We start from the raw sequence: 18,251 nt of genomic DNA on the forward strand, positions 1-18,251 counted from the left end.
CCGGTCACCCCGCGGGGTGACCGGCCGTCGTCGTCTCAGGCGGTGGCCGTCAGGCCTCGCCGCCCGCGTTGCCGGACGTGCCGGCGGTGACGTCCATCAGGCGGTACTTCTCGATCGCCCGGGCCGACGCGTCCGCGGGGACCTTGCCCTGCTTGGCGAGCGCCTGGAGCGTGCGCACGACGACGGACGGGCCGTCGATCTTGAAGTGCCGGCGGGCCGCCGCGCGCGTGTCCGAGAACCCGAAGCCGTCGGCGCCGAGCACCTCGTAGTCGCCCGGGACCCACTTGCGGATCTGGTCGGGGACCAGGTGGTCGTAGTCGCTCGTCGCGACGAACGGCCCCTCGGCACCGGAGAGCTTCTCCGTGACGAACGGGACGCGCGCGGGCGCGGCCGGGTCGAGGAACGCGGCCTGGTCGGCGGCGAGCGCGTCGCGTCGCAGCTCGTTCCAGCTCGTCACGCTCCACACGTCCGCCGCGACGCCCCAGTCCTCCCGCAGGAGCTGCTGCGCCTCGAGCGCCCACGGCACGCCGACGCCCGACGCGAGGATCTGGGCGCGCGGCCCGTCGCCCTCGCCCACGGAGATGCGGTGGATGCCCTTGAGGATGCCCTCGACGTCCACGTCCTCCGGCTCGGCCGGCTGGACCATCGGCTCGTTGTACACCGTGAGGTAGTACATGACGTTCTGGTCGCGGCCGTCCGCGCCCACGCCGTGCTCGCCGGGGCCGAACATGCGCTCGATGCCGTCGCGCACGATGTGCCGGATCTCGTAGCCGAACGCCGGGTCGTACTGGACGATCGCGGTGTTCGTGCCCGCGAGGAGCGGCGAGTGGCCGTCGGCGTGCTGCAAGCCCTCGCCCGTGAGCGTGGTGCGGCCCGCGGTCGCGCCGATGATGAAGCCGCGCGTGAGCTGGTCGCCCGCCGCCCAGAACTGGTCGCCGGTGCGCTGGAAGCCGAACATCGAGTAGAAGATGTAGAACGGCACCATGATCTCGCCCTGCGTGGCGTAGGACGTGCCGACCGACTGGAAGGCGGCCGCGGAGCCCGCCTCGTTGATGCCGGTGTGCATGATCTGCCCGGCCTCGGACTCCTTGTAGCTCAGCATGAGCTCACGGTCCACGGCGAGGTAGTGCTGGCCCTGGGTGTTGAAGATCTTCGCCGACGGGAAGATCGAGTCCAGGCCGAACGTGCGGGCCTCGTCGGGGATGATCGGCACGACGCGCTTGCCGAACTCCTTGTCCTTGATGAGGTCCTTGAGCAGGCGGACGAACGCCATCGTCGTGGCGATCTCCTGCTGGCCCGAGCCCTTCTTGAGGATCTCGTAGGACTTGTCGCCGGGCAGCGTGATCGGCTTCGGCGACGAGCGGCGCTCGGGCACGAACCCGCCCAGCTGCTGGCGCCGGTTCAGCAGGTACTGGATCTCCGGCGCGTCGGGGCCCGGGTGGAAGTACGGGGGCTCGTACGGGTTGGCGTCGAGCTCCTCGTCCGTGATCGGGATCCGCAGGGAGTCGCGCAGCGCCTTGAGGTCGGCCAGGCCGACCTTCTTCATCTGGTGCGTCGCGTTGCGGCCCGCGAACGACGGCCCGAGCGCGTAGCCCTTGACCGTGTGCGCGAGGATCACGGTCGGCTGGCCCGTGTGGGCGCGCGCCGCCGCGTAGGCCGCGTAGATCTTGCGGTAGTCGTGGCCGCCGCGCTTGAGGTTCCAGATGTCGTCGTCGGTCATGTTCTCGACGAGCGCCTTCGTCCGCGGGTCGCGGCCGAAGAAGTGCTCGCGGATGAACGCGCCGGACTCCGCACGGTACGTCTGGTAGTCGCCGTCGGGCGTGACGTTCATGAGGTTGACCAGGGCGCGGTCCTTGTCCGCGTTGAGCAGGACGTCCCACTCGCGGCCCCAGATGACCTTGATGACGTTCCAGCCCGCGCCGCGGAACTGCGCCTCGAGCTCCTGGATGATCTTGCCGTTGCCGCGCACCGGGCCGTCGAGGCGCTGCAGGTTGCAGTTCACGACGAAGGTCAGGTTGTCGAGCTGCTGCTGCGCCGCGAGCTGGAGCATGCCGCGCGACTCGGGCTCGTCCATCTCGCCGTCGCCGAGGAACGCCCACACGTCCTGCTGCTCCGTGTCACGGATCCCGCGGTTGTGCAGGTACTTGTCCGTCCACGCCTGGTAGATCGCGCTCGCCGGGCCGAGACCCATGGAGACGGTCGGGTACTCCCAGAAGTCGGGCATGAGCCGCGGGTGCGGGTACGACGGCAGGCCGCCGCCCGGGTGCGACTTCTCCTGGCGGAACCCGTCGAGCTGGTCCGCGGAGAGGCGGCCCTCGAGGAAGGCGCGCGCGTACACGCCGGGGGAAGCGTGGCCCTGGAAGTAGACCTGGTCGCCGCCGCCGGGGTGGTCCTTGCCGCGGAAGAAGTGGTTCAGGCCCACCTCGTACAGCGTCGCCACCGAGGCGTAGGAGGAGATGTGGCCGCCGACGCCGATGCCGGGCCGCTGCGCCCGCGTCACCATGACGGCGGCGTTCCAGCGGATCCACGAGCGGTAGCGGCGCTCCAGCGCCTCGTCGCCGGGGAAGTAGGGCTCCTCGTGCACACCGATGGTGTTCACGTAGGGGGTGGTCAGGGAGGTCGGGACGGCGACGTTGCGCTCCCGGGCCCTCTTGAGCAGGTTCAGCAGGACGTAGCGGGCGCGCGGGCCCCCGCGGTCGTCGATCAGGCCGTCGAGGGCCTCGACCCACTCGCCGGTCTCGGCGGGGTCGAAGTCCGGAACCTGGCTGAGCAGACCGTTGATCAGCGGTCCGGTCTCGTCGTACGAAGCCACCAGCAACCTCATATCTCGTCGGATGCCGGGCGCTCGGCCGCGCGGTACACGGCCGACACCCGTCTCGGGCCCACTCCGGGCACGCGGCCGCGGCCGCTGGTGGCGACCGCGCCTCTTCACGAGACCAGGGTGGTCTACCCATTGTGTTCACAACGCGCGCGTAAGTCACACCATCGGGTGGTCAAGAGGGCGTGATTTCGGCGACACGGGGCGGACGGCGTGCGCGCCGCCGTCGTGCGGCCGCCCGGCCGTGCCCGGCCACGGCCGACGACCCGCGCGACGGCCGTCCGTGGGCGGTGCCTTGCCAAGCACCGCACCCTGCGGTGGGCTACCTTTGCCAGACACGGCAGGTCGTCGTGCGCGCGGGCGCCCGCCCGGGCGCGCGCGACGGCCCACCGCACGGACAGGACGAGGAAAGGAACGACACGACAGTGACCGACACCGTAGGGCCCAGCGGGGCGGACCGACTGGGGTTCGCGCCCGGCAACGTGGTCCAGGAGTTCGGCTGGGCGGACGACGTCGACGACGACCTGCGCGGTGAGCTCGAGGAGCTCGTCGGCGGCGAGCTCGTCGACGAGGACTACGACGACGTCACGGACGGCGTGGTCGTGTGGTTCCGCCAGGACGACGGCGACCTCACCGACCTGCTCGTGGACGTCCAGACCGTGCTCGACGACGGCGGTCTCATCTGGGTGCTCACCCCGAAGCCCGGCCGGCCCGGCCACGTGGGCCACAACGACATCCAGGAGGCCGCGACCACGGCCGGGCTGCACGCGACGAGCACGTTCGCCATCGCGCCCGACTGGTCCGCGACGAAGCTCGGGACCCGTGGCCGCGGTCGCTGACGACGCCGCGACGACCGGGCGCACGACGCCGCCCGGTCCGGGCGACCCGGCGCCCGACTTCACGCTGCCGGACACCCACGGCACGCCCGTCCACCTCGCGGACCTGCGGGGTGGGCCGGTGCTCCTCGTGTTCTACCCCTTCGCGTTCTCGGGGATCTGCACGGGCGAGCTGTGCGAGCTGCGCGACAACCTCGAGGAGTTCGAGGCGGCCGGCGTCACCCTGCTCGGCATCTCGTGCGACTCGGTGTTCGCGCAGAAGGCGTGGACGGCGCAGGAGGGCTTCGAGTTCGACCTGCTCTCCGACTTCTGGCCGCACGGGGACGTCGCACGGGCCTACGGCGTCCTCGACGAGGACAACGGCCTCGGGCTGCGTGGCTCGTTCCTGCTCGACGCCGACGGGATCGTCCGGTGGTCGGTCGTCAACCCGCGCGGGCAGCGTCGTGACCTCGACGGTTACCGACGGGCGCTGGAACAGCTCTGAGCCCCGAGTGCCCGGCGGTCGTGGCCGGTGGCGGGGTGCCGACCCGGTAGGCTGTGCTCCGCCGTTCCAGGGCCTGTAGCTCAGCTGGTTAGAGCGCCACGCTTACACCGTGGATGTCGGGGGTTCGAGTCCCTCCGGGCCCACCCACACCTCCCTCCCCGCCGGTCATGGTCGTGCCGTGCTGCGACATGGCACCCGTCGCCCGTGCGAGCGCAGCGCGCCGTGTCGGCGGCCGCCCCTAGCATCGGGCCCACCAGCAGCGACGACGTGACGGTGAGGTAGAGGGTGCTCGAGAAGGTCAAGGGTCTGTTCCGGCGTGACGAGGGGCAGACGGGAGGCGACCGCCCGAGCGCTCGGCTCGTCGACGCCCTGAAGGTGCTCGCCGTCGCCTCGCCGGAGCTCGCGGACCGCGCGGTCGCGTACGTGCACCGGGGTGAGGGACCGGAGGTGCTGCTCGAGCTGGAGGCGCTGCGGGGCGGCGACGTCGAAGCCCTCCTCGGCCGTCCCGGCCAGTCCGGGGTCTACTCGTGGACGACCCCCGCCCAGGACGACCGGCTGAAGGCCGCCGTGCCGGGGTGGACGTCGGCGAAGGCGGTCACCGCGCGCTCCAACCTCTACACGCTCTCGGACTCCGTCACCGTCCCGGAGCTCGTGCGCCTCGGCCGCGTCCTCAGCGCGGTCTCGTCCGAGGTGGACCGCGAGCGGGCGTCGGACCCGCGCTGGCTCACCACGCTCGTCAACGACATGTCGCGGCGCGCGAACGAACGCCGGCACGGCCAGAAGGGCAAGGGCGCGCCCGACCGCTGGACGCCGGACCTGCTCGTGGCCCTCGCGGTCGAGGGCGGCGTGCCGGAGGCGGACGCGCCGGCGGTGGTGCTGCGCGAGTTGTTCGAGCGGCCGGCGTCGGCAGGCTGGGCGTCGCGGCACCTGGGCCCGGCGCTGCTGGGCGACCCGGCGCGGGAGTTCGTCGTCGCGCACCTGGACGTCGCGACGCGGGTGCTGCCGGGGGTGAGCGCCGCGGGGCGTGGTGAGCTCGTGGCGCTCGTCGCGGCGGACCCGGCGGCGACCGAGACGCTCGCCCCGCTGCTCGCCGTGCTCGCCGCGGACACGAGCAAGGCGGTGCGCGAGGCGGCGGTCGCCGCGCTCGTCCCGCTCCCCGCGGCGCGGCAGCGCGAGCTCCTCGCCCCTCTGCTCACGTTGCTCCCGGCCTCGCGCGTCGGCGCCGTGGTGACGCGGCTCGCCCAGGTCGACGGCGGTCTGGCCGCCCTGGAGGAGGCGGCCGAGCGGTCGACGGGCGCCCGGGCGACGCTGCTGCGCGACACCGTCGAGCGAGCGCGTGTGCTCGACGCCGCGCAGGAGGACGAGCCCGAGATCGACGTGCCGCCCTTCGCGCCGCTGCCGGAGACGGTGCTCGGCGACGAGTTCGTGCGCGCCGCGCGGGCCGCGATCGACACCGCCCTCGAGCGCGCCCGCGCCGACCAGGCGGCGCACGCAGGGAAGAAGGACGACGACGGGTGGCCGCGGTGGCGCCGTCTGACCGTCGAGCAGGACCTCAAGGAGCTGCCCGGCATCACCGACGACGACCTCCGGGTCTTCGCGGCGTTCCTGTCCGGGACGAGCGCCCGGCGCCCCGGCGGCGTCGTCATGCGCCGGCTGTCCGCGCCGGGCGTCTTCTCGCGCCTCCCCGGCATCACGCTCCTGCACCGGCTGCGGCTGCAGGGGAACGAGGGACGCGGGCGCAGCGAGCGGTTCGGCTGGTACCGGCTCCACGAGGGCGACCTGCTCGACGTCGACCTGCGCGTTCTCGACGAGGCGCTGCGGCGCGTCGGACGCGACGACGCCGGGGAACTGGTCGACGAGCTGTACTTCTCGACCTGGTGGGCGACCGACACGGTGACGCCCGAGCACGCGTGGCCGTACTACGCGGGGCACCTCGACCGGCTCGCCGCCGCGCTCGACGACCGCGAGCGCACGTACGGCAGCGCCAAGCCGGCCCGGGCGCTCGCGGTGCTCGCACAGCTGCCGCAGGTCCCGCGCCGGTTCCTGCCGCGCCTCACCGAGCTCGCGCTGGGCGAGGGCCGCACCTATCGCGCGACGGCGCAGGCGGCCCTGAGCACGCACCCCGGGGTGCGCGGGCTGGCCGAGCAGGGCCTGGGCAACGGCCGGTCCGAGGTGCGCCGCAGCGCGGCGGAGTGGCTCGCCCGGCTCGGCGACGTCGAGGCGGTGCCTGCGCTGCGCGCCGCGCTGGGCAAGGAGCGCAGCGAGGTCGTGCGCGCCGCGCTCCTCACGGCGCTCGAGGCGCTGGGCGAGGACATCTCGGCCGACCTCGCGCCCGAGGCGCTGCTCGCGGAGGCGACCAGGGGCCTGCGCGCGAAGAAGCCGGTCAGCATGGCGTGGTTCGACCTCGACGCGCTGCCCGCGGCCCGCTGGGCGGCGGACGGCTCGCCGGTGGACCCGACGGTCCTGCGCTGGTGGGTCGTGCTCGCGGTCAAGCTCAAGGACCCGAGCGGTGCCGGGCTGCTGGAGCGGTACCTGTCGCTGCTCCAGGAGGAGGACCGCGCCCGGCTCGGCAGCCACGTGCTCGCGGCCTGGGTCGCGCAGGACACGCGCAACCCCTCGCCGCAGGAGAGCGACGCGTACGCGACGGCCGGTGCCCAGCTGCGGTACGACCAGTACCAGGCATGGGCCAAGCGTTCGCCCGAGCACTACTCGGTCGAGGCGTCCAAGACGCTCGAGGACCACCACCGCGACCTGTACCGCGAGCACCAGGCCACGTACGTCGGCTCGGCGGTCAAGGACAAGGGTCTGCTCGCGCTGACCGTCGCGATGCCGGGCGCCGAGCTCGCCGCGACGTTCCAGCGCTACGCGAAGGCGCACGTCGGGCGTCGCGCGCAGACCGAGGCGCTCGTGCACGCGCTCGCGGCGAACGGGCAGCCGGCCGCGATCCAGGAGCTCCTCGCCGTCTCGCGGCGGTTCCGCCAGGCGACGGTCCAGGAGACCGCGCAGCGGCTCGCGGGCGAGCTCGCGGAGCGGCGCGGCTGGACGGCGGACCAGCTCGCCGACCGCACCGTCCAGACCGCGGGCTTCGAGGACGATGGCCTGCTCCACCTCGACCTCGGCTCCCGGGAGTACGTCGGGCGCATCACCCCCGCGTTCACGCTCGAGCTCACGAGCGACGCCGGCAAGGTGGTCAAGGCGCTCCCGGCGCCCCGGGCGCAGGACGACCCCGAGCTCGTCGCGGCCGCCAAGAAGCAGCTCACCGCGAGCCGCAAGGAGCTCAAGGCCGTGGTCGCCCTGCAGAACCAGCGGCTCTACGAGGCGATGTGCGTGGGCCGCACGTGGACGGCGTCGGAGTGGCAGGAGTACCTCCTCGGTCACCCCGTGATGTCGCGCCTCGTCGAGCGGCTCGTCTGGGTCGAGAACCCCGGGACGGAGGGTGCCCGCCCGTTCCGGCCCGACGGCGGCGCGCTCGTCGACGCCGACGACGAGGACGTGGAGCTCGGGGAGGGGTCCACGGTCGGGCTCGCGCACGCCGTCCTGCTCGGCCCGGAGGCGACGGCGGCCTGGACGGCGCACCTGGCGGACTACGAGGTCACCCCGCTCTTCGCGCAGCTCGACGTCGCGACGCCCGACGTCCCCGCGGGCGCGACCGCGATCGACGACCACAAGGGCTGGTTCTCCGACAGCTTCTCGATCCGCGGGCGCGCCACGAAGCGGGGATACTCCCGCTCGCAGGCCGAGGACGCCGGGTGGTTCAGCGCGTACACCAAGGCGTTCACGAGCGCGGGGATCGTCGTGCAGATCGAGTTCACGGGGTCGTTCGTCCCGGAGGAGAACATCCCGGCCGCGGTGACGGCGCTGACGTTCGAGCGGACGGGCCGCGGCTCCGGACGGGGGACCGCGCGGATCGCGGACCTGCCGCCCGTCCTCGTCGCGGAGGCCTACCGGGACTATGTGGCGGTGGCCGAGGCGGGTTCGTTCGACCCCGACTGGGAGCGGAAGAGCCAGTGGTGACCCGCCGGACGCTCCCGTGAGCGGCGGCGCCGCCCCGTGATCGTCGTCGCGACGCTCGCCTGGCTGCTCGTCGCCGTGCTCGCGCGCCGGTCGACGGCGGTCCGGTCCGCCGTGAGCACGGCGACGTCGACGCTGCTCGCCCTCGCGGGCGTCGGGGCGGTCGTCGTCGTGGTGGCCGTCGCCGCGGACGACGGCGGGACCCGGGCGCTCGGCGCCCTCGCGAGCGTGCCCGCCGCGGCCGGCGCGGTCGCCGCCGGGACGTGGTGCGCGCGAGCGGTGGTCCGCCCGTGGACGGCGCGGCGGCGCGAGCGCGCGGCGGGCCGGGTCGCGTGGCAGGACCGCGTGCTCGCCGCCGCGGCGCGCACCGGGCCGCGCGTGCGAGGCGTGCGCGTCGCCGACGTCGCCGCCCGTTCGGCGTTCCGCGTCGCCGGGGTCCGCGTCACGGGCCTCGCCGCCGAGATGTCGTACTACGGCCTCATCTCGCTCATCCCGCTGACGACCGCGATCGGGTCGAGCCTCGGCTTCCTGCGCCCGCTCCTCGGCGACGACACCGTCGACTCGATCCGCTCGTCGATCGTCGGCGGGCTCACCACGGTGTTCGCCGAGCACGTGTCGACCTCGGTCGTCGCGCCGCTCGTCGACAGCCTGCTCGACGAGCAGCGCACCGGGTTCGCCGTCGGGTCGTTCCTCGTGGCGCTCTGGCTCGCGAGCCGCGTCTTCCGCGCCGCGGTCCGAGCCTTGGACGACGCGTACGGCGTCGAGCGACGCCGCGGGGTCGTGGCGCAGTACGTCCTGGGGGTCGCGCTCGCCCTCGGCGCGATCGTCACGGCGGTGTCCGTCGTCGCGCTCGTCGTCGTCGGCCCGCTCCTGGGCGACGGCGCCGACCTGGCCGAGCGGCTCGGTCTCGACGCGGCCTTCCGGCAGACGTGGGACGTGCTGCGCTGGCCGACCGTCGTGCTCGTCTGCGGCGCGTACCTCACGCTGCTCTACCGCTACGCACCGAACGTCGACACGACGTGGCGGCGGTGCCTGCCGGGCGCGGCCGTCGGGACCGGCGGCGTCCTCCTCGTGTCCTGGGGGTTCGGGCTCTACGTCCGGCTCGCGGGACCGGCGGCGCCGGGCTCCGAGGCGGGGACGACGGCGGTCGTCCAGGCGGCCGGGCAGATGCTCGGCCTCGTCCTCGCCGGGGTCCTCTGGGGCTGGCTCACGAGCATCGTCGTGCTCGTGGGCGGCGTCGTGAACGCGGAGGCCGACCCGCACCGCGTGGTCCCGGCGGGACGCGCCACGGGCGCAGCCTGGACCGGTGGGGAGAGCGCCCCGTGACGCGCACGGCCGCCGAACCCGTCGACGACCGCTCCCGCGGCACCGGCGCCGGCCGTGTGGGACGCGGCTCCTACGCTGACCCGCAGGACCACGGGCACGGTGCCCGCGACCGGACCGAGGAGGAGCCCGGGTGACGAGCACGACGACCGGTGACGAGCAGGCGCCCCCGGCGCTCGCCGAGCTGCGACCGCCGGCGGAGGTCCGGTACGCCGACGAGCTCGCGGCGCTCGCCGAGGCCGACGCCCGGCGCGGGGCCGACGTCCCGCCGGGCTGGCGCCTGAGCCCGCGCGCCGTTCGGGCGTTCGTCGTGGGCGACCGGGAGCTGGGCGTGAGCCGCAAGTTCTTCGGTGACGACCCGCTCGTCGACCGCGCGGTCGTGTCGCTGCTCGGCCGGCAGGGCCTCATGCTCGTCGGTGAGCCCGGTACGGCCAAGTCCCTGCTGTCCGAGCTGCTCGTGGCGGCCGCGAGCGGCACGTCGACCCTCACGGTGCAGGGCACCGCGGGCACGAGCGAGGACCACGTGCGGTACTCGTGGAACTACGCGCTGCTCATCGCGGAGGGTCCCAGCGAGCGCTCGCTCGTCCCGTCGCCCGTCTACCGTGCGATGGAGAGCGGGCGCGTCGCGCGGTTCGAGGAGATCACGCGCTGTGCCCCGGAGATCCAGGACACGCTCGTCTCCGTGCTGTCCGAGAAGCAGCTCATGGTCCCCGAGCTCGGCGCCGACGCCCGCGTCGCGGCGCGGCCCGGGTTCAACGTGCTCGCCACGGCGAACCTGCGCGACCGCGGGGTCCACGAGATGTCGGCCGCGCTCAAGCGGCGCTTCAACTTCGAGACGGTCGCGCCGATCCGCGACCGCGCGTTCGAGATCGAGCTCGTCGAGACGCGCCTCACCGCCGAGCTCGGGCCCGTCGAGGACCGACCGGTGCTCGACCGTGACGTGCTCGAGGTGCTCGTCACCGTGTTCCAGGACCTGCGCACCGGCACGACGGCGAGCGGCGCACCGGTCAAGCGCCCCGAGACCGTGATGTCGACGGCGGAGGCGGTGAACGTCGCGATCGCGGCGTCGCTCGAGGCGCGCTACCTCGGTGACGGCACGGTCACGGCGGGGCAGGTCGCGCGCCAGGTGGGCGGCGTCGCGCTCAAGGGCGACGAGGAGGACGCGCGGCGGCTGCGCCACTACGTGGACAACGTCGTGCGGGAGCGCGCGCGGTCCGACGCACGCTGGAAGGACTTCCTCACGGCGGCGGGCGACCTGTGGCGGTAGCCCGGCGCGCCGCGTGGGACGCCGCGCCGCCGCGGCTGCGACAGGCAGCCCACGACCTCGCGCTGCTGCGCGAGCGCGACGGCGTGCACCTCGTCGGGGTGCGCCACCACAGTCCCGCCTGCGCGGTCGCGGTGGCCGCGCTGGTCGCGGAGGTCCGGCCGTCCGTCGTGCTCGTCGAGGGGCCCGAGGAGTACACGCGTCTCCTGCCCGCGCTGCTCGACGAGCGGACGGTCCCGCCCGTCGCGGTCCTCAGCCTCGCCGGCGACCTCGCGGACGCCGCGGGAGGCGGCGTGCGCGCCGCGGGCTTCTACCCGCTCGCGCGGTACTCGCCCGAGTGGGTCGCCGTGCGCGCGGGGCACGCGGCGGGCGCGGAGCTCGCGTTCGTCGACTCCCCGTGGGGGGAGCGGGCAGGAGAGGAGGACGACGAGCGGGGAGCCGCCGCGCGGACCGTCCTCGCGGAGCGCCACCTCGCGCACTCGCGCACGGTCGCCCGGCTCGCGGAGCGGCTCGGGTGCCGCGACCACGACGAGCTGTGGGACCACCTCTTCGAGGCGCGCGAGACGGCGCGCCTGCGCGACTGGCGCGAGCTCGTCGACGACGTGTTCGCGTGGGCCGCGCTCGCGCGGCTCGACTACGAGGACGAGGCGCTCGCCGCCGACGGCTCGCTCGACCGCGAGGCGCGCATGTCCGCGCGCGTCGCGGAGCACGCCGCGCGTGCGGACGGGCCGGTCGTCGTCGTGACGGGCGCGTTCCACACGCTCGCCCTCGTCGAGGCGCTCGTCGGGAGCGAGCACGGCGCGACGGTCGTGGCGCGGCGCCCCGCGGACGGGTACGGCGACCTCGCCGACGCTCCCGCGTGGCTCGTCCGCTACGACGACGAGCGGCTCGACGCCCTGCGGGGGTACGGCGCGGGCATGCCCGCGCCGGGCTACTACGACCGGCTCTGGGCCGCGCACCACGACCCGGCCGGGCCTGCTGCCGCCGCGGCCGGGGTGCTGGTCGACGTCGGGCGCGGGGCGTCGGAGCGCGGGGCCCTCGTGAGCGTGGCCCAGTCCCAGGCCGCCGTCGAGCACGCGCACCGGCTCGCGGCCCTGCGGGAACGGCCCTGGCCGTGCCGCACCGACCTGCTCGACGCGATCACCTCGTGCTACGTGAAGGACCCGGACGACCTGGACGCCGCGGGCGACCGCCCGCTCGGTCTCGCGGTCGCCGAGGTCTTCGCCGGGCGCGCGCTCGGTGACGTCGCCCCGGGCGGTGCGGCCCCGCCGCTCGTCGAGGAGGCCCGGGCCCGCGCCCGGGCGCTGCGTCTCGACGTGTCCGACGCCGTGCCGCGCACCGTGCGGCTCGACGCCCGCCGTCGTGCCGCGCACCGCGACCGGCGCCGGTTCCTCGCGCTGTGCGCGTTCCTCGAGCTGGGCTTCGCCCGCCGGGTCTCGGGCCCCGACCACGTCGCGGGCCGCGGGCTGGGTCTCGTGCTGGAGGAGTGGACGTACGCGTGGACGCCGCTCGTCGAGGCGCGCCTCGTCGAGCTCTCCCACCGCGGGGCGACGCTCGAGGCGGTCGCGGTCGCGCTGCTCGACGACGCGCGCGACCGGGCGCGCGAGGAGCGCTCGAGCGACGCCGTCGCGCGCCTCGTCGCGCAGTGCGTCGTCGTCGGCCTGCCGGAGCGGCTGCCCCCGCTCGTCGCGCTCGTGCGCTCCACGCTCGACGTGGACCCGTCGCTCGCGTCCGTCGTCGCGGGCATGCGACGGCTCGTCGCGCTGTGGCGGGCGCGCGTCGAGCTGGAGCTGGGCGACCACGCGGAGGCCCTGCTCGACCTCGCGGAGCAGGGGCTGGCCACGGCCGCGTACCTGGTCCCGGACCTCGCGGCGGCCGACGCGACGACGCAGGACGACGCCCTGGCGAGCCTCGTCGCGCTGCGGTCCCTCGTGCGCGACGTGCGCGGCGCGGGCCGGGACGGACCGGGCTCGGCGGCCGCGACGGTGGGGCAGGCGCTCGCGCTCGTGCGCGAGGACGCCGACGCGTCCCCGGCGGTGCGCGGCGCGCTCACCGCGTTCGCCGCCGTCGACGACGAGCTCGACGACGAGCTCGGCGGCGAGCCCGGCGACCGCGGGCTCGTCGAGCGGGTGCGGGCCCAGCTCGCACCCGGCGCGGACCCCGTGGCGGCGACGGCGTTCCTCGGCGGGGTCCTGCGCGCGGCCCCGGACCTCCTGCTCCACACGCCGGAGATGTTTGACGCCGTCGACGAGGGCCTGCGTGGTCTCGACGAGGACGCGTTCCGCGCGGTCCTGCCGGACCTGCGGCGCGCGTTCACGTGGTTGCGGCCGACCGAGACGCACCGGCTCGCCGAGCGCGTCGCCGCCCGCACCGGGACGCGCGCGGACGCGCTGGACCGGCGCGTGCACGTCTCGGAGGACGACCTGCGGGCCGCGCTGGTGGTGGAGCGCGAGCTCGTCGCCGTCCTCGAGCGGGACGGGCTGGGCGCGTGGGCTCGCGGGAGCGCCTCGTGACGGCGGGCGGCGGTCTGGGCGTGGCCGGGCGGGCGGACGACCAGGAGGCCGCGCGGCGCTGGCGCCTCGTGCTGGGCCGGTACGCGGGCGACACGCTGCCCGTGGCGCCGCCGGACCAGTCGCTGGACCGCACGCTCGGGCACCTCTATGACCGCGAGTACACCGCGCGGGGCCACCGGCACGGCACCGGGGGAGACCCCGACGGCGACCGGGGCAGGGGCCGCGGAGGCGGCCGCGGCGGGTCGATCGTCGAGGGGCTCGACTGGCTGGGGTCGGCGCGCGCGCTGTTCCCGCGCGAGACGTTCGAGCGCATGCAGGTCGAGGCGGTCGGCCGGTACGGCATGACGGAGCTGCTCGCGGACCCGCAGGCGGTCGAGGCCGTCGAGCCGAGCACCGAGCTGGCGTCGGCGCTCCTGCGCGTGCGAGGCAGGCTCGGGCCGCAGGTCCAGGACGGGCTGCGACGGCTCGTCGCGCGCGTCGTCGAGGACGTGGTGCGCCGCCTGCGCCCCCGCTTCGTGACGGCCGTCGACGGGCGCCGGGACCGGTCCCGCCGCTCGTTCGTGCGATCCAGCCGCACGTTCGACGCCGCCGCGACGGTCCGCGCGAACCTCGGCCGGTGGGACACGGAGCGCGGGCGCCTGCTCGTCACGGACCTGCGCTTCTCGGCGCGGCGGCGCCGGGCGCTGTCGTACGACGTCGTGCTGCTCGTCGACCAGTCGGGGTCCATGGCGGCCTCGGTGCTCTACAGCGCGGTGAGCGCGGGCATCCTCGCGGGGCTGCCGGGGATCACGGTCCGCCTCGTCCTGTTCGACACGGCGGTCGTCGACATGTCGCACCTCGCGCACGACCCGGTGACGGTGCTGCTCACCGCGCAGCTCGGCGGCGGGACCGACATCGCGCGCGCCGTGCGGTACGCGGAGCAGCACGTGCGCGACCCGCGGCGCACGGTCGTCGCGCTCGTCAGCGACTTCGAGGAGGGTGGCTCGGTGTCGCAACTGGTGTCCGCGGTGGGGCGCCTGCACGCGTCGGGCGTCCGGCTGCTCGGGCTCGCGGCCCTCGACGGGCAGGCGAACCCCGCGTACGACCGCGGCGTCGCGCGCCGGCTCGCGGAGCAGGGCATGGAGATCGCGGCGCTCACGCCGGAGCGGTTCGCCGAGTGGCTGGGCGAGGTGCTCCCGTGAACGGGGTCGGCGCCGGGCCCGGTGCGTGGGCTGCGGTGTACGCGGGGTACGACGACGACGCCCTCGCCACGCTCGCGAGCCCGGGCCTCGTGCGGCGCGCCCGCAAGGACGTCGCCGCCGGGCGGGTCGAGCCGGTCGAGGCGCGCCCCGACGGCGTCGTCGTGTCCGTGGCCGGGGTGCGGGTCGAGCTCGACGCGCGCGGTCCCGCGGGGGCGCGGTGCGCGTGCCCGACGCCGGGCACGTGCCAGCACGTCGTGGCCGCGAGCCTGTGGGCGCGGGGGACGGGTGCCGCACCCGCGCCGCCTCCCGCCGTGGCAGGTGACGGCGCGACGCCGTCCCCTCCCGCCCCGGACCCGGTGGCGGAGATCCTCGCGCTCGACCCGCGCGTCGTGCACCGTGCCGCGGGCGCCGCCGTCGTGCGGGCGGTCGCCGAGACGGTGCCCGCTCGTCCCGCGCAGGCGTCGGCCGACGGTCTGCCCGTGGAGGGGGCGGTCGGGGGGCCGCCCGTGGAGGTGGCGGTCGACGGCCCGCGCGCGGAGGTCTCGTGGCCCGGCGCGCCGCGCGTCACGTACGTCGCGGGGGCGGGGTTCCCGGGGATGCTCGTGGCCCGCGAGGGGGCGGCGTGGAGCGACGCCGACGAGCGCCGGTGGCGGCTGGAGGCGCTCGTGCACGTGTGGCGTGCGCACGGCCGGCCGTGGCCCTGGCCCGAGCGGGCCGCCGCGACGCCGCGTGTCACGGGCGTCCCCGACGCCCGGGCGGTGGCCGACGAGGTCGTGCGCGCGGTCGAGCGGCTGCTCGACGTCGGGCTCTCGCACGTCGGCCGCGACGACCTGGAGGAGCTGCGCGGTGCGGGCGTGGTGGCGCGGCTCGGCCGACGGCCCGCGGTCCAGCGTCTCGTGACGTCCGCGGTCGGGCGGCTCGAGGCGCTCGCGGACCGCCGCGACGCGGTCGACGAGACGGACTGCCTCCTGGCCCTGGCCGAGCTGTGGGCGTACGTGCAGGCGGAGCCGCCGCCCGACGCCGGCACGCCCGACGAGCGCCCGACCGACCTGGCGCGGGTCGTGCCGCTCGGTGCGCGGTGGTGGGTCGCGGCGTCGGGCGCGCGCGGGGTGACCGTGCACCTGTGGGACGCGGACGCCGGGCGCGTGCGGTCGGTCACCACCGGCCGCCCGCCGGGCGCCGACCCGACCTTCCGGCGCTCGTGGGACCTCCCGCTCGTCTGGGGCCGCTCGGTCGAGGCGCTGTGCCGCGGCCCGTTCGCGCTCCGCGGCGCGACTGAGCGGGCGGACACGGGGCTGCGCGCGGGCGAGGGGCCCGCCGTCGAGCCGCTCGGGGCGCTCGACGCCGACGAGCTCCGTGACGTCGCGGCCCGCACCGCGACGACCCCGCCGCGGGTCGAGGCCGGGTTCGGCCGGACACCCGCCGCCGTGCGGGTCGTCATGGTGCGCGAGGCAGGGGCGATCGGTCTCGACGAGGTCGCCCAGGAGCTCACCTGGACGCTGGTCGCGGCGGACGGCGCGGAGACGGTCGTGCGCGTCGACGCCGCGGACGAGGCGGCGTGCGACACCCTGCTCGGGGTCGCGGCGGGGAGCCGGCGCGTGGTCGCCGTCGCCGTCGAGCGCGACCTCGCGTCGCGGCGCGACGAGGCCGTCGGGCTGTTCGTCGACCGCCCGGGCGAGGGCCTCGACGTCGTCGTCCCGACGCTGACGCCGGCGTACGACCACCGGGCGTGGTCGACCCCGTGGACCCGGCTCCGCGCCCGGGTCCGGTCGCTGCGCGGGCGTGCCGGCGCGCACGCGCGGGAGGTGGTCGTGCCCACGCCCGTCGAGGAGGTGTGCGACACGCTGCTCGACACGGTCGTGGCGCTCGCCGCCACGGGGCGCCGACACCTCACGCCGCACCAGGCGAGCGCGCTCGCGCGCGCCGCGCGCACCGCCGACGACCTCGGGGCGACGACGCTCGCCGCCACGGTCGGCCTCGTCGCGCACGAGCCCGACTCCGCCCGGCTCCTGCGCGCCGGCTTCATCGCGTCCCGGGGCCGGGCGCTCGCGCGCGCCGTGGCCGCCGCGCCCGACCCCGGGCCCCGAGCACGGGAGGCGAGCGCGTGAGCACCTACGCCGTCCACGTCGGCTCGCCGGGACGGGCCCGGGTCGAGCACGTCGCGGACGGTCCGCCGGACCCGGTCCGCGAGACCTGGGACGACACGAACCGGTGGTACCCGCCCCTGCTCACGGCCGGGCGGCGCGTGGAGCGGTCGCACGACCTGCGTCTGTCCCACGTGCTGCTACGACGCTCGCGGCTCGTCGCGGGCACGCCGTTCGCACGACGTGACCCCGGGCCCTGGGACGCGCTCGTCGCGGTGCCGGCCGGGCGCGACCCGTCCGCGCCGCGGCAGCCCGTCGGGCTCTTCGAGCTCGGTGCGCAGGACGGCCCGAGCGTGCGGCTCGACCCCGTCGCCGAGCTCCGCGACCAGCTCGCGACCGTCGTCGCCGCGGACGGGCCGGACGCCGCCGGGCGGCTGCGGCTCCTGCTCGCCGCCGAGTCCGCGGGCGCGCTCGTCGCCGCCGAGATGCACCACGCGGGCGTGCCGTGGCGCGCCGACGTGCACGACGCGATCCTCAGCGGCGAGCTCGGACCACGGCCCCGGCCGGGCGAGCGGCCCGCGCGCATGGAGGAGCTCGTCGCGCGCATCCGTACGGCGCTCGACGCGCCGCCCACGCTCAACCCCGACTCCCACCCCGACCTGCTCAAGGCGCTGCAGTACGCGGGCGTCGGCGTGCGGTCCCTGCGCAAGGGCGAGCTCGAGCGCACGGATCACCCCGTCGTCGAGCCGCTGCTGGAGTACAAGAAGCTCGCACGGCTCCTCACGGCGAACGGCTGGGCGTGGCTCGACACCTGGGTGCACGACGGCCGGTTCCGTACCGAGTACGTCGTGGGCGGGGTCGTCACGGGCCGGTGGGCGTCGAGCGGCGGGGGAGCGCTGCAGCTCCCGAAGCAGGTGCGGCGCGCCGTCGTCGCGGACCCGGGCTGGCGGCTCGTCGTGGCCGACGCCGCGCAGCTCGAGCCGCGCGTGCTCGCCGGGCTCGCGCACGACGAGCGCATGGCCGCCGCGGGCCGTGGGGGCGACATGTACGCGGGGATCGTCGCGTCGGGCGCCGTCGCGACCCGCGACCACGCGAAGGTGGGGATGCTCGGCGCGATGTACGGCGGCACGACCGGCGACAGCGCGCTCGTGCTCCCGCGGCTCGCGAAGGCGTTCCCCGACGCCATCGGCCTCGTGGAGCGCGCCGCCCAGGCGGGTGAGCGCGGGGAGATCGTCTCGACGCTCCTCGGCCGCAGCTCCCCGCGCCCCGGCGAGTCGTGGCACGCCGCGCAGGACGGGGCGTACGCGGTCGAGGAGGTCGGTGCCACGGAGGACGCCGGGTCCGGGGCCGACGCGCAGGCGCGGGCCCGGTCGTACACGCGGGCCTGGGGCCGGTTCACGCGCAACTTCGTCGTGCAGGGCACGGCGGCCGAGTGGGCGCTGTGCTGGCTCGCGTCGATCCGGCGGCGGCTGTGGGACCTGCCCCTCGCCGCGACCCCCGGGGCGGCGCCCGCCCCGTTCGCCGACCGGGCGCACCTCGTCTTCTTCCTGCACGACGAGGTCGTCGTGCACGCGCCGGCCGAGCTCGCCGAGACGGTCGCGCACGAGGTCCGCGCCGCAGCGGCCGAGGCGGGTCGCCTCCTGTTCGGCGACTTCCCGGTCGACTTCCCGCTCACGGTCGCGGTCGTCGACCACTACGCCGAGGCGAAGTGAGGCGCGGCGGGCAGGACGCCCGGTG

At 75.9% G+C, this 18,251-nt stretch carries 10 protein-coding genes and 1 tRNA gene; 10 read left to right on the top strand and 1 reads right to left on the bottom strand.

Annotation, left to right across the window (positions count from 1 at the left end; translation table 11 throughout):
• Positions 1-49: 49 nt before the first annotated feature.
• The gene (aceE, locus tag ACI769_RS08730; protein WP_034655442.1) at positions 50-2,812 is read right to left on the bottom strand and encodes a pyruvate dehydrogenase (acetyl-transferring), homodimeric type; all 2,763 of its coding nucleotides are present in this window, start codon (positions 2,810-2,812) and stop codon (positions 50-52) included.
• Between the two features lie 431 nt (positions 2,813-3,243).
• Between aceE and ACI769_RS08735 the strand changes: the two genes are divergently transcribed.
• The 10 genes from ACI769_RS08735 (at position 3,244) to ACI769_RS08780 (ending at position 18,226) form a co-directional block, all read left to right on the top strand.
• On the top strand, positions 3,244-3,657 hold the full coding sequence (locus ACI769_RS08735) for a DUF3052 domain-containing protein (RefSeq protein ID WP_031316633.1): 414 nt from the start codon (positions 3,244-3,246) through the stop codon (positions 3,655-3,657).
• Entirely contained in the window at positions 3,641-4,138 is a 498-nt protein-coding gene (locus ACI769_RS08740; protein ID WP_085387722.1) for a peroxiredoxin, read from the top strand. Before ACI769_RS08735 ends, ACI769_RS08740 begins: the two co-directional genes overlap by 17 nt.
• Before the next feature lie 69 nt (positions 4,139-4,207).
• Positions 4,208-4,281, top strand: a tRNA-Val gene (locus tag ACI769_RS08745).
• A gap of 142 nt (positions 4,282-4,423) precedes the next feature.
• On the top strand, positions 4,424-8,152 hold the full coding sequence (locus ACI769_RS08750; RefSeq protein ID WP_409141474.1) for a DUF4132 domain-containing protein: 3,729 nt from the start codon (positions 4,424-4,426) through the stop codon (positions 8,150-8,152).
• 36 nt (positions 8,153-8,188) lie between these two features.
• A complete protein-coding gene (locus ACI769_RS08755) occupies positions 8,189-9,475 on the top strand; it encodes a YihY/virulence factor BrkB family protein (RefSeq protein WP_171468056.1) in 1,287 nt (428 codons plus the stop codon).
• A gap of 130 nt (positions 9,476-9,605) precedes the next feature.
• Positions 9,606-10,739 carry an AAA family ATPase gene (locus ACI769_RS08760; RefSeq protein ID WP_144722543.1) on the top strand — a complete coding sequence of 378 codons (1,134 nt, stop codon included), beginning with the start codon at positions 9,606-9,608 and terminating at the stop codon, positions 10,737-10,739.
• Positions 10,730-13,249 (top strand): DUF5682 family protein, encoded by a 2,520-nt coding sequence (locus tag ACI769_RS08765; protein ID WP_409141475.1) that lies wholly within the window; start codon positions 10,730-10,732, stop codon positions 13,247-13,249. Before ACI769_RS08760 ends, ACI769_RS08765 begins: the two co-directional genes overlap by 10 nt.
• Positions 13,225-14,430 carry a VWA domain-containing protein gene (locus tag ACI769_RS08770; RefSeq protein ID WP_198163055.1) on the top strand — a complete coding sequence of 402 codons (1,206 nt, stop codon included), beginning with the start codon at positions 13,225-13,227 and terminating at the stop codon, positions 14,428-14,430. The genes ACI769_RS08765 and ACI769_RS08770 overlap by 25 nt, the downstream gene beginning before the upstream one ends.
• Entirely contained in the window at positions 14,427-16,538 is a 2,112-nt protein-coding gene (locus ACI769_RS08775; RefSeq protein WP_409141476.1) for a hypothetical protein, read from the top strand. The genes ACI769_RS08770 and ACI769_RS08775 overlap by 4 nt, the downstream gene beginning before the upstream one ends.
• Positions 16,535-18,226 (top strand): bifunctional 3'-5' exonuclease/DNA polymerase, encoded by a 1,692-nt coding sequence (locus ACI769_RS08780; RefSeq protein WP_085387728.1) that lies wholly within the window; start codon positions 16,535-16,537, stop codon positions 18,224-18,226. The genes ACI769_RS08775 and ACI769_RS08780 overlap by 4 nt, the downstream gene beginning before the upstream one ends.
• Positions 18,227-18,251: the final 25 nt, after the last annotated feature.

The sequence above is a fragment of the Cellulosimicrobium sp. RS genome (assembly GCF_046159675.1).
GTDB lineage: Bacteria > Actinomycetota > Actinomycetes > Actinomycetales > Cellulomonadaceae > Cellulosimicrobium > Cellulosimicrobium funkei.